We start from the raw sequence: 12,894 nt of genomic DNA on the forward strand, positions 1-12,894 counted from the left end.
ACGACATGGAGAGTGGGTGGCTTTCGGTTCATGGTGGCGATGATGCCAGCACGCTCACCCGTGGGGTGGTTAGACTCGGTTCCGTGCCAGCCTTCAGTCCCCTCGAATGGCCGGTGTTCCGCCAGCTGCGGTCGGGTGACGTCTTCGGACGGGGGCCCGCCGTCACGTCGGCGAAGACACGCGCCATCGAGCCGCGTACGGCCACTGCCGACCGTGTGGTGCAGAGTGTGTGCCCGTTCTGCGCCGTCGGGTGCGGCCAGAAGGTGTACGTGAAGGACGAGCGCGTCGTCCAGATCGAAGGCGACCCGGACTCCCCCATCTCGCGCGGACGGCTGTGCCCCAAGGGCGCGTCGAGCGAACAACTCGTCAACAACCCGCTGCGCCAGACCACGATTCGTTACCGGGCCCCGTACGCGACCGAATGGCAGGACCTCGACCGCGACACGGCCATCGACATGATCGCCGATCGTTTCCTGGAGGCGAGGCGTCGCGGCTGGCAGGATCACGACGACGAGGGTCGTCCGCTGCGACGCACGATGGGTATCGCCTCGCTCGGTGGCGCCACGCTCGACAACGAAGAGAACTACCTGATCAAGAAGCTCTTCACCGCGGCGGGTGCGATACAGATCGAGAACCAGGCACGCATATGACACTCCGCAACGGTTCCCGGTCTGGGGGCCTCGTTCGGACGCGGCGGCGCAACGCAATCACTGCAGGACATGGCCAACGCCGATTGCATCATCCTCATGGGTGGCAACATGGCCGAGGCACACCCGGTGGGTTTCCAGTGGGTCTCTGAGGCCAGGGCCAGGGGTGCGCGGGTCATCCATGTCGACCCCCGGTTCACGCGGACCTCGGCGGTGGCCGACCGGCACATCTCCATTCGCGCCGGCTCCGACGTCGTCCTGCTCGGTGCGCTGATCAACTACGCGATCACCCACGAGAAGTACTTCCGCGAGTACGTCGTCGCCTACACCAACGCCGCGACGCTGGTCTCGGCGGACTTCCGCGACACCGAGGACCTCGCCGGCCTGTTCTCCGGGTTCGACTCGGAGACAGGGCAATACGACGCCAGTTCGTGGGCGTACGAGGAACCGCAGCCGAGCTCCGAGGACAGCACGGTGGACTCGCCCGGTGGAGCGGACGAGGGTCCGCGCACCAAGGACCGCGCGGTCGGCCACGAACACGGCTCCGGCGGGCCGCCCCTCGAACACGGCGCCACTGTTCGCGACCAGTCGCTGGAACATCCGCGTAGCGTGTTCCAGATCGTCAAACGGCACTACTCGCGCTACACCCCGGAGATGGTGCGCGACATGTGCGGCATCTCCCTCGCCGACTTCGAGTACCTCGCGCGGTCGGTCACCGACAACTCCGGGCGCGACCGCACGACGTGCTTCGGCTACGCGACCGGCTGGACCCAGCACACCTTCGGCGCCCAGTTCATCCGCGCCGCCTCGGTGTTACAGCTCCTGCTCGGCAACGTCGGGCGTCCGGGTGGCGGCATCATGGCACTGCGCGGTCACGCCAGCATCCAGGGCTCGACCGACATCCCCACCTTGTTCAACCTGCTGCCCGGCTATCTCCCGATGCCGTCGGCGGGCAAACACGACACCTTCGACGACTACATCGCGGCGATCACGTCGAAGAACGAGAAGGGCTACTGGGCCAACGCCGAGGACTACATGGTGAGTCTCCTCAAAGCGTGGTTCGGCGACGCCGCGACCCCGGAGAACGACTGGTGCTACGACCATCTGCCTCGCCTGACGGGTCCCGCCGGCACCTACCAGACGACGGTCGACATGCTCGCCGACAAGGTCGACGGCTACTTCGTCCTGGGCCAGAACCCAGCCGTCGGCTCGGCCAACGGCCGCCAGGCACGGATGGCGATGTCCCACCTGAAGTGGCTCGTCGTCCGCGACCTCAACATGATCGAGTCGGCGACGTGGTGGAAAGAGGGGCCGGAGATCGACTCGGGTGAGTTGCGCACCGAGGACATCGCCACCGAGGTGTTCTTCATGCCCGCTGCCACCCACGTGGAGAAGGCCGGCTCGTTCACCCAGACCCAGCGGATGGTGCAGTGGCGCCATCAGGCCGTCGAGCCGCCCGGTCAGTGCCAGAGCGAGATGGACTTCTTCTTCGAGCTCGGAAGACGCATCCGGGAACGCCTCGCCGGCTCGACCGACGAACGCGACCGTCCACTGCTCGACCTCACCTGGGACTATCCGCTCGATGAACACGGCAACCCCGAACCCGAGGCGGTCCTGTCGGAGATCAACGGGTACCACGTGTCCGGACCCGATGTCGGCAAGAACCTGACGTCGTACACCGAGATGGCGCGTGACGGCTCGACCGCCGGCGGCTGCTGGATCTACACCGGCGTGTACGCGGATGCCCACAACATGGCGGCACGACGCGTACCTCAGGGCGGCGGCGGCATCACCCAGCACGAGTGGGGCTGGGTGTGGCCGGCGGATCGTCGAATCCTCTACAACCGCGCGTCCGCCGATCCCGACGGCAGACCGTGGAGCGAGCGCAAGCGGTACATGGAATGGGACGCCGACGCCGGCCGCTGGGTGGGCCCCGACGTGCCGGACTTCCCGGTCGATCTCCCGCCCGACGCACATCCCGACCCGTCACTCGGGGGTGTCGACGCGCTGTGCGGCGACGACCCGTTCATCATGCAGGCCGACGGCAAGGGCTGGCTCTTCGCGCCGCGCGGACTCGTCGACGGCCCGCTGCCGACCCACTACGAACCGCAGGAATCCCCGGTCGTCAATGCGCTGTATCCGCAGCAGCAGTCGCCGGCGCGCGTGCTCTTCCCGCGTGAGGACAACCTCGACGCCCCGAGTGGAGAGATGCCCGGCGCCGACGTGTACCCGTTCGTGTTCACCACCTACCGGCTGACCGAACACCACACCGCCGGCGGCATGAGTCGCTGGACGCCGTATCTGTCGGAGCTGCAGCCGGAGATGTTCTGCGAGATCTCGCCGCAACTCGCCGCCGAGCGCGGACTGAGCAACGAGGGATGGGCCACGATCATCTCACCGCGCGGTGCCATCGAGGCCCGGGTCCTGGTGACCGACCGGATGAGGCCGTTGACCATCAACGGCCGCCAGGTGCACCAGGTGGGCCTTCCGTACCACTGGGGCGTCGGCTCCGACGCCGTGGTCAGCGGCGACGCCGCCAACGACCTCATCGGGGTCACACTGGATCCCAACGTGCAGATCCAGGAGTCGAAGGTCGGTTCGTGCGACGTGATCGCCGGCCGCCGGCCCCAGGGTGCCGCCCTGATCGACCTGGTACGTGCGTACCAGGAGCGTGCCGGGGTGACCACCGAGACCGACAACCAGCACATCACCGGGAAGGCGGAGGAGTAGATGGGGCAGCTGTCCGGACCGACCGATCCAACCTCCGACGTGGGGTGGCACACGCACGAGACCCGCAAAGGGTTCTTCACCGACACCTCGATCTGCATCGGCTGCAAGGCCTGTGAGGTCGCGTGCAAGGAATGGAATTCCAATCCCCGCGACGGCGACCTCGAACTGACCGGCATGTCGTATGACAACACCGTCGCACTGGGTGCCAGCACATGGCGCCACGTCGCGTTCATCGAACAGAGCGCCGATCGCATCGCCGAAGCCCGTGAGTCTGGGCGTGCTCTGGTCGGACTCGGCATGCCGTCCATGCCGCCACCACCGCTGGCTGAGCCGGCACCGAGCGCAGCGAGGCGCCGCGTCGAAGCCACCCCACCGCCACCTCTGCCGGCTGAGCCGGCACCGAGCGCAGCGAGGCGCCGCGTCGAAGCCACGCCACCGGACACCCCCGAGTTCCGCTGGCTCATGTCCTCGGACGTCTGCAAACACTGCACCCACGCCGGCTGCCTCGACGTGTGCCCCACCGGGGCACTGTTCCGCACCGAGTTCGGGACCGTGGTCATCCAGGACGACGTCTGCAACGGGTGCGGAACATGTGTCGCCGGTTGCCCTTTCGGGGTCGTCGAGCGTCGCGCCGACGGCACCGCCGCGCCGACGACCCGTTCCGGCGAACGCAAGGGTGAGCAACCCGAGGTGCCGAAACGTGGTGTCGCGCAGAAGTGCACGCTCTGTTACGACCGGCTCCTCGACGACGAGACACCCGCCTGCGCGCAGACCTGCCCGACCACCTCGATCAGATACGGCGACCACGACGACCTCGTCGCCGACGCTCACCGCCGCGTCGCTCAACTCCATGAGCAGGGCATGACCGAAGCGCGTCTCTACGGCGCCAACCCCGACGACGGCGTCGGCGGGACCGGTTCGGTGTTCCTGCTGCTGGACGAACCCGAGGTCTACGGCCTTCCACCGGACCCGCGCGTGTGCACCGCCGATCTCCCGTCGATGTACAAGCGGGCCGGTGTCGCCGCTGCCGGGATGCTCGTGGCGGCCGCGCTGTCGTTCGTGCGGGGTGGCCGATGACGTCGTCGGAATTCGATTCCTTTCGCCCGCCGGAGCCGCCACGTCGTCACGGACGTGGGCTGGGGCGCGGCGGTAAACGCAAGCAGCGCCGGGACTTCGGTCAGGGCGACGGCAACCGCGAGATGTCGATGGTGCCCGACGCCGAATTCTCCTCCTACTACGGGCATCCGGTGGTCAAACCACCGCCGTGGGACGAGAAGGTCGCCGCCTACCTGTTTCTCGGCGGCGTCGCCGGCGGGTCGGGGGTGCTCGCAGCAGGCGCCCAGTTGACCGGTCGCGACGCCCTGCGCCGAAACGCCCGGCTCGGCGGACTCGGAGCCGTGGGGCTGGGTGCGATCGCTCTCGTGGCCGATCTCGGTCGTCCCGACCGCTTCTACAACATGCTGCGCACCTTCAAGGTGACCTCGCCGATGAGCGTGGGATCGTGGATTCTCTCGGCGTTCAGCGGCGCACTCGGCGTGGCCGCGGTCGGTGAGATCGACCGGATGACCGGTTCGCGGCTGCCGCTCGGCGTGCTGCGGCCGGTTCTGCGGGCCGTGGAGGCACCGGCCGGTCTCGCCGCCGCCGTCGCCGGCCCCCCACTCGCCGTGTACACCGCGGTGCTGCTGTCCGACACCGCAGTACCCACGTGGAACGCCATGCACCGCGACCTGCCGTTCGTCTTCGTCAGCTCCGCGAGCCTGGCGGCGAGCGGTCTGGCACTCGTCACCACCCCGACCGCCCAGGCCGGCCCGGCGCGCACGCTCGCCACGCTCGGCGTCGCCGGGGATCTCACCGCGATGCGCCTGATGGAGCGCCGCATGGACCCGGTGACCGCCGAACCCCTGCACGACGGGACAGCGGGCAAGCTCCTGCGGTGGAGTGAACGTCTCGCCCTCGCGGGCGGCATCGGCGCCCTGGCCGGCGGACGTTCCCGACCGGTCGCCGTCGCATCGGGCCTCGCGTTGCTCGCCGCATCGGCGTGTACGCGGTTCGGCATCTTCGACGCGGGCATCGAGTCCGCGAAGAACCCGCGCTACACCATCGAACCCCAGAAGCGTCGGCTTGCCGCACGACGCGCGGCCGGCATCACCGGCGACTCGATCACCACCGGTCCACCCGTCACCGAATCCTGATCCCCGACCCGGCGACGGTCTCCCCGATCACGGGATATCCCGGCACCTCCCCGACGACCAGCAGCCCACCGGAGGTCTGCGCGTCGGCGAGGAACAGCAGGTCGTCCTCGGAGATGCCGTCGTCGGCGCTCAGATGCGGCTGCACCCAGTCGAGGTTCCGGCGGGTGCCGCCCGAGACGTAGCCGTCGCGGAGCGCCTCACGGGCACCGCTCACCGCCGGGACCGCGCTGCGGTCGAGCACCGCGCCGACACCCGACGCACGGCACATCTTGTGCAGATGACCGAGCAAACCGAAGCCGGTGACGTCGGTGGCCGCGCGGGCCCCGGCGTCGACGGCAGCTGCCGATGCCTTCCGGTTCAGCGTGGTCATGAGCGCAATCGCCTCGTCGAACACCTCTCCGGTCTGCTTGTGCCGGTTGTTGAGGAGCCCGACGCCGATCGGTTTGGTGAGCGTGATGGGCAGCCCGGCTTCGGCGGCGTCGTTGCGCAGCAGCTTCTCGGGTGCCGCGACGCCGGTGACGGCCATGCCGTACTTGGGTTCGGGGTCGTCGATGGTGTGCCCGCCGATGACCGGGCACCCGGCCTCGGCGCCGACGGCGAGACCACCCCTCAGCACCTCGGTCATCAGGTCCATCGGCAGCACACCGCGTGGCCAGCCGACGAGGTTGATCGCGACCACCGGCGTCCCGCCCATCGCGTAGATGTCCGAGAGGGCGTTGGCCGCGGCGATACGGCCCCATTCGAACGGGTCGTCGACGACCGGGGTGAAGAAGTCGGCGGTGGACAGCACGGCGAGGTCGTCGCGGATGCGGACCGCCGCGGCGTCGTCACCGTCGTCGAGCCCGACGATGATGTCGTCACCGACCTGGCCGGTCAGCCCGGCGACCGCCTCCTCGAGTTCACCCGGCGGGATCTTGCACGCACAACCGCCACCGTGGGCGTAACCGGTCAGTCGGACAGGGGCATCGTTGCTGACAGTCACCCTGCCGACCCTAGCGCCGACTGATCGCCGGTGTGCCTGGCGCGGATGAGCCGGGTCGCGTCCGAGAGGCGACACGATAGGTTGTAGGACACACGGAGGCGTACGGGTCCTGGTGGGCTCCCCGGTCTTCAAAACCGAGGAGGTCGAGTATCTCGGCCTGGCGGGTTCGATTCCCGTCCGCCTCCGCCAGGAAAACGCCGGCTGAGCCGGCACCGAGCGTAGCGAGAGCCACCCACCGCCGGCTGAGCCGGTGACGAGCGAAAGCGAGGAGCCGTGTCGAAGCCCCCCGAAGCCGCCGTCCCCGCCGACCCGCGCCGACACATTCCGCGCACGGATGGCCTGCTGGCCCTACCGGCGGTGGCGGATGCGCGAGATCGACTGGGTGACATGGCTGTTCGGGCGATCATCCGCGATGCCCAGGAGTCGGCTCGTCGTGGCGAGATCCCACCGGAAGACGTCGAACCACGAGTCGTCGGAGAATTGACCGCCCGACCTGTCTCGTCGGCTCGGCCGGTCCTCAACGCCACCGGCGTGGTGGTTCACACCAACCTCGGCCGTGCCCCGTTGTCGGCGGCGGCACTCGAAGCGGTCGTCGCCGCATCGGGCTACGTCGACGTGGAACTCGACCTGCAGACCGGTCAGCGATCCAAACGCGGTGCGACCACCCGAGCCGCGCTGCTGCAGGCCTGTCCCGCGGCGGGCGATGCCCTGATGGTGAACAACGGGGCGGCGGCCCTGGTCCTCGCTACCACCGCACTCGCCGCCGGTCGGGCGGTCGTGATCAGCCGTGGCGAGATGATCGAGATCGGCGCGGGATTCCGGCTCACGGAGCTCATCGCATCCACCGGCGCGCGCCTGCACGAGGTCGGCACCACCAACCGCACCCATGTCCGCGACTATGCCGAGGCGGTTGCCGGGGACGACGTCGGCGCCATCCTCAAGGTGCATCCGAGCAACTTCCGCGTCGAGGGTTTCACCAGCGAGACCTCGCTGACCGAACTGCGCGACCTGGGCCGGACTCACGGCGTGCCGGTGATCGCCGACATCGGTAGCGGACTCCTGCAGCCCGATCCCCTCCTCCCCGACGAGCCGGATGCCACCACCGCGCTCACCGCCGGCGCCGACCTGGTCATCGCCAGCGGCGACAAGCTCCTCGGCGGACCGCAGGCCGGTCTCCTGCTCGGCGACGCCGCACTCGTGCAGCGGTTGGCCAGACATCCGCTGGCTCGCGCTGTGCGCGCCGACAAGCTGGCACTTGCGGCGATGGAGGCGACGGTCGGCGGTCCGCGGCCGCCGGTCCACGAGTATCTCCATGCCGACGCCGACCGCCTCCGCGCGCGTGCTGAGAGTCTGGGCGCCGCAACCGGTTTCCCTGTCGTCGAACACGACGGACGGGTCGGCGGCGGGGGCGCGCCAGGTGTACCCCTACGCGGGTGGGCGGTGCGTCTTCCGGTGGGCGCCGCGCAGCGGCTGCGGCTCGGCGACCCCGCCGTCCTGCCGCGCGTACACGACTCCGCCTGCCTCGTCGACCTGCGTTGCATCCCCGAGGCCGACGACGCGAGGGTCCTCGCCGCGATCAAGCAGGCGCTCGCCGATCAGTGAGGTCTCGCGCGAAGTACGTGGTGGCCACCGCGGGGCACGTCGACCACGGCAAGTCGACGCTGGTGCGTGCACTCACCGGTATCGAGCCGGACCGCTGGGAGGAGGAACGACGCCGCGGTCTGACGATCGACCTCGGATTCGCCTGGACGACACTGCCATCGGGCGCAGATGTCGCCTTCGTCGATGTCCCCGGCCACGAGCGGTTCATCCCCAACATGCTGGCCGGACTCGGTCCCGCGCCGGTCGTACTGTTCGTCGTCGCCGCCGACGAGGGCTGGAGTGCCCAGTCCGACGATCACCGGGACGCGCTCGCCGCGCTTGGTGTCGAGCACGGGCTGTTGGTGATCTCGCGTGCGGATCGCGCGGCGGAGAATCACATCGATGACGTGATCGCCACCGCTCGTGTCGAATTGGCCCGGACCGGACTGGCGGAGGCACCGGCGGTCGTGACCTCCGCTCCCACCGGCCGTGGCCTCGATGAACTGCGCCGCACCCTCGACACGGTCCTCGCGCAGACGCCATCCCCTTCGACGTCGGGGCGCGTCCGCCTCTGGATCGACCGGGTTTTCACCCGCACCGGAGCAGGCACGGTGGTCACCGGCACGCTGCCCTCGGGCACGATCGGGGTCGGTGACATCATGGAGCTGATGGGCCCCGACGGGCACCGGCCGGTCGACATCCGCGGATTGCAGAGCGAGGGAACATCTCTCACGACCGCGGCGCCGGTCAGCCGGGTCGCCGTCAATCTCCGTGGTGTCGGCGTCGACACCCTCGCGCGCGGAGACGCTCTCGTCACTCCGGGAGTCTGGCATTCGTCGGTCGAGGCAGACATCCGCCGCGTCGGTGGCGTCCCGTTCGACGATGCTCCCGAGCACCTCGTCGTCCACATCGGAACCGCTGCACTGACAGCCCGCCTGCGCCGCTTCGACTCCGACCACGCACGCCTGACATTCGCACGTGCCGTGCCACTGTCCCGGGGTGATCGTCTCGTGTTGCGAAATCCCGGTCAGCGCATCGTCGGTGGCGGGATCGTCCTGCACCCCGATCCGCCCCGGCTCCGTCGCCGCGGCGACTCAGCACGCCGGACGGCCGTCCTGGCCGGGATGAGCGAAGACGGCGGCGCCGCGGAAGAGGTCGCCCGACGTGGCGCAGTGCGCGTTCCGGATCTGCATCGGCTCGGCCTCGTCCACGACGGTGAGATGCCACCGCCGGGGGTTCGTGTCATCGACGAGTGGTGGGTCGACGAATCCACCTGCGCGGCATGGGCCCGGCGCCTGCATGACGCGGTCCTCGGAGTTCATGAGCGTGAGCCCATGTCCGCCGGCCTGTCGACGTCAGGGGTTCCTTCGTTGCTGAATCTCCCTGACGGAGCACTGTTACCGACGGTGATCGCCGACGCCGGACTCACGTCGTCCGACGGCCATCTCTCGATCCCGGGCCATGTCCCGGATCTCGGTGACGCCGACGAAGCGATGAGCGCTCTGGAGCGCCGTCTGGCCGAGCAACCGTTCCGCGCTCCCGAGGCGGACGATCTCTCCGCGCTCGGCTTGGGGACCAGGGAGCTCGCGGCTGCCGAGCGCACCGGCCGCATCCTGCGATTGCGCGACGGCGTGGTGTTGTTGCCGACCGCGCCGGCGCTGGCCATGCGGACCCTCGCCGCGCTCGACCAGCCGTTCACGACCAGCGAGGCCCGCCAGGCGCTCGCCACGACGAGACGCGTGGCGATCCCACTGCTCGAGCACCTCGACGCCCGCGGTTGGACCCGCCGCCTCGACGCCGGGCATCGAGAGGTCGTGCGCCCCACCGCCGGCTGAGCCGGCACCGAGCGCAGCGAGGCGCCGCGTCAAAGCCCCCCACCGCCGGCTGAGCCGGCACCGAGCGCAGGGAGGCGCCGCGTCGAAGCCCGCCCCTCGCCCGGAACGACGACAAGGGCCCACCCCGGAGGGATGGGCCCCTGTCACTTGCTGTCAGGCCTCTCAGCCGAGCACCAACGACTCCCCGTCGGCACTGACGTTCACCGGAACGATGTCGCCGTCGCGGATGTCTCCCTTCAGCAACTGCTTGGCGAGCTGGTCACCGATGGCCTGCTGCACCAGCCGGCGCAGCGGACGAGCACCGTACAGCGGATCGAATCCACGTGCGCCCAGCCATTCCTTGGCCTTCGGCGACACCTCGAGGTCGAGGCGACGCTGGGCCAGCCGCTTCTTGAGCTGTCCGAGCTGGATGTCGACGATCGCCACCAGCTCCTCGGGGCTGAGCGCATCGAAGATCACCACGTCGTCGAGCCGGTTGATGAACTCGGGCTTGAACGCCGAGCGCACCGCCGCCATGACCTGGTCCTTGTCGCCACCGGCGCCGAGGTTCGAGGTCAGGATCAGGATGGTGTTGCGGAAGTCCACCGTCCGTCCCTGGCCGTCGGTGAGTCGGCCTTCGTCGAGCACCTGCAGCAGCACGTCGAACACGTCCGGGTGGGCCTTCTCGATCTCGTCGAACAGGACCACCGTGTACGGGCGACGACGCACGGCCTCGGTCAGCTGACCACCGGCCTCGTACCCGACATAGCCGGGAGGAGCACCGACGAGCCTTGCGACGCTGTGCTTCTCGCCGTACTCGCTCATGTCGATGCGGACCATCGCGCGCTCGTCGTCGAACAGGAACTCCGCGAGCGCCTTGGCCAGCTCGGTCTTGCCGACACCGGTGGGGCCGAGGAACATGAACGAGCCGAGCGGCCGGTTCGGGTCGGCGACACCGGCGCGTGCACGACGCACCGCGTCGGAAACGGCCTCGACAGCGGCCTTCTGACCGATGACTCGATGCCCCAGTTCGTCTTCCATGCGCAGCAGCTTGGCGGTCTCACCTTCGAGCATGCGTCCGGCCGGGATTCCGGTCCACGACGACACGACCTGCGCCACGTCGTCGGGTCCGACCTCCTCCTGCAGCATCACGTCCTGGCCGGGATCGGTGCCGGTCTTCTCCAGTGCGGCCTCGAGTTCCTTCTCCAGGCCCGGGATTCGGCCGTACCGCAGCTCGGCCGCGCGCCCGAGGTCACCGTCGCGCTCGGCGCGATCGGCCTCGCCGCGAAGACGGTCCAGCTCCTCCTTGAGGTCGCGTACCGCGTCGATCGCGGTCTTCTCCGACTGCCACCGCGCGGAGAGCTCGTTGAGCTTCTCCTTCTGGTCGGCCAGTTCGGCGCGTAGCTTCTCGAGCCGCTCCTTCGACGCCGCGTCGGTTTCCTTCTGCAGCGCAACCTCTTCAACCTCCAGCCGACGGACGATGCGCTCGACCTCGTCGATCTCGACGGGGCGCGAGTCGATCTCCATCCGCAGCCGCGACGCCGCCTCGTCGACGAGGTCGATGGCCTTGTCGGGGAGGAATCGCGAGGTGATGTAGCGGTCGGAAAGTGTTGCCGCAGCGACCAATGCGGAGTCGGTGATGCGCACGCCGTGGTGCACCTCGTACCGGTCCTTGAGGCCGCGGAGGATGCCGATGGCGTCCTCGACCGACGGTTCGCCGACGTACACCTGCTGGAAGCGACGCTCGAGTGCGGCGTCCTTCTCGATGTACTTGCGGTACTCCTCGAGGGTCGTGGCACCGACCAGCCGCAGCTCGCCACGGGCGAGCATCGGCTTGATCATGTTGCCCGCGTCCATCGCGGAATCGCCGGTCGCGCCGGCACCGACGATGGTGTGCAGCTCGTCGATGAAGGTGATGACCTGTCCGGCCGATCCCTTGATCTCGTCGAGCACGGCCTTCAGCCGCTCCTCGAATTCGCCGCGGTACTTGGCACCGGCGACCATCGAACCCATGTCGAGGGAGATGACGGTCTTGCCGCGCAGCGATTCCGGCACGTCGCCGGCGACGATGCGCTGGGCCAGACCCTCGACGATCGCCGTCTTGCCGACGCCGGGCTCACCGATGAGGACCGGGTTGTTCTTGGTCCGGCGGCTGAGCACCTGCACGACACGACGGATCTCGGTGTCGCGCCCGATGACCGGGTCGAGGTTGCCCTCGCGGGCCGCCGCGGTCAGGTCGGTCGAGTACTTCTCGAGTGCCTGGTAGGTCGACTCCGGGTCCTCGGAGGTGACCCGGGCGCTGCCGCGTACGGCGACGAACGCGTCCCGCAACTCCTGCGGGGTCGCGCCGGCGTTGTGCAGCAACTTGGCTACGTCGGAGTCACCGGTCGCCAGACCGACGACGACGTGCTCGGTCGAGACGTACTCGTCGTCGAGTTCACCAGCGAGCTGCTGAGCTGCGCTGATGGCCGCGATCGATTCGCGGGAAAGCTGGGGCGTCGCACTGGCCTGGGCCACCGTCGGCATGCGATCGACCAGTCCTTGGGCCTGCGCACGAACGCTCGACGGGTCCACGCCCACTGCTTTGAGCAGTGGCGACGCGATGCCGTCGGACTGATCGAGCAACGCCACCAGGATGTGGGCCGGTCGCACATCGGGGTTGCCAGCACTGGCCGCCGCCTGCACAGCAGCGCTCAATGCCTGCTGTGTCTTCGTGGTGGGGGTGAAGCTGTCCACTCGCGTGCACCTTTCTCTTTAGTCCAACAGGCTCAAGTATGAGCCATACGGAGGGTGCAACACCAACAAAGTTGAGTACATTCCGCTCAGCTTCGTCTGATATGTGAACTGCATCACATCGGACGTACCTAGCTGTACTGACCCGAGAGGTTGGGTACGCGGCTGGCTGGTGGTTGTCCTCCGAGTGCTGTGTGACCGCGGTGGTGATTGAA

Annotated in this window: 7 protein-coding genes and 1 tRNA gene; 6 read left to right on the plus strand and 2 right to left on the minus strand. The window is 68.8% G+C overall.

Annotated elements, in window-relative coordinates; genetic code table 11:
• Positions 1-83: 83 nt before the first annotated feature.
• The 3 genes from fdh to nrfD are packed head-to-tail and all read left to right on the plus strand — an operon-like array spanning position 84 to position 5,569.
• The gene (gene fdh / locus GOAMI_RS18600; protein WP_006438133.1) at positions 84-3,377 is read left to right on the plus strand and encodes a formate dehydrogenase; all 3,294 of its coding nucleotides are present in this window, start codon (positions 84-86) and stop codon (positions 3,375-3,377) included.
• Positions 3,378-4,454 (plus strand): 4Fe-4S dicluster domain-containing protein, encoded by a 1,077-nt coding sequence (locus tag GOAMI_RS18605; RefSeq protein WP_006438134.1) that lies wholly within the window; start codon positions 3,378-3,380, stop codon positions 4,452-4,454.
• Positions 4,451-5,569, plus strand: coding sequence for an NrfD/PsrC family molybdoenzyme membrane anchor subunit (gene nrfD / locus GOAMI_RS18610; protein WP_006438135.1), 1,119 nt, complete (start codon positions 4,451-4,453; stop codon positions 5,567-5,569). The genes GOAMI_RS18605 and nrfD overlap by 4 nt, the downstream gene beginning before the upstream one ends.
• Here nrfD and selD read toward each other — a convergent pair.
• Positions 5,556-6,551, minus strand: coding sequence for a selenide, water dikinase SelD (selD, locus tag GOAMI_RS18615; RefSeq protein ID WP_006438136.1), 996 nt, complete (start codon positions 6,549-6,551; stop codon positions 5,556-5,558). The two genes, nrfD and selD, sit on opposite strands and share 14 nt — an antisense overlap.
• Positions 6,552-6,645: 94 nt before the next feature.
• On the opposite strand from selD, the gene GOAMI_RS18620 reads away from it, so the two are divergent.
• The 3 genes from GOAMI_RS18620 (at position 6,646) to selB (ending at position 9,967) form a co-directional block, all read left to right on the plus strand.
• Positions 6,646-6,740: transfer RNA gene (locus GOAMI_RS18620), tRNA-Sec, on the plus strand.
• Positions 6,741-6,824: 84 nt separating this feature from the next.
• Complete coding sequence (gene selA / locus GOAMI_RS18625; RefSeq protein ID WP_006438137.1) at positions 6,825-8,153, plus strand: L-seryl-tRNA(Sec) selenium transferase; 1,329 nt, start codon at positions 6,825-6,827, stop codon at positions 8,151-8,153.
• Positions 8,150-9,967 (plus strand): selenocysteine-specific translation elongation factor, encoded by a 1,818-nt coding sequence (selB, locus tag GOAMI_RS18630; protein WP_040004974.1) that lies wholly within the window; start codon positions 8,150-8,152, stop codon positions 9,965-9,967. Before selA ends, selB begins: the two co-directional genes overlap by 4 nt.
• A 162-nt stretch (positions 9,968-10,129) precedes the next feature.
• On the opposite strand, the gene clpB is transcribed toward selB, so the two are convergent.
• Positions 10,130-12,682 carry an ATP-dependent chaperone ClpB gene (gene clpB / locus GOAMI_RS18635; RefSeq protein ID WP_006438139.1) on the minus strand — a complete coding sequence of 851 codons (2,553 nt, stop codon included), beginning with the start codon at positions 12,680-12,682 and terminating at the stop codon, positions 10,130-10,132.
• Positions 12,683-12,894 lie beyond the last annotated feature (212 nt).

Source organism: Gordonia amicalis NBRC 100051 = JCM 11271 (assembly GCF_000332995.1).
Taxonomy (GTDB): Bacteria; Actinomycetota; Actinomycetes; order Mycobacteriales; family Mycobacteriaceae; genus Gordonia; species Gordonia amicalis.

Coding starts and splice junctions, on each gene's coding strand:
- GOAMI_RS18605 (WP_006438134.1), top strand. CDS start 3,378: ATGGGGCAGCTGTCCGGACCGACCGATCCAACCTCCGACGTGGGGTGG.
- nrfD (WP_006438135.1), top strand. CDS start 4,451: ATGACGTCGTCGGAATTCGATTCCTTTCGCCCGCCGGAGCCGCCACGT.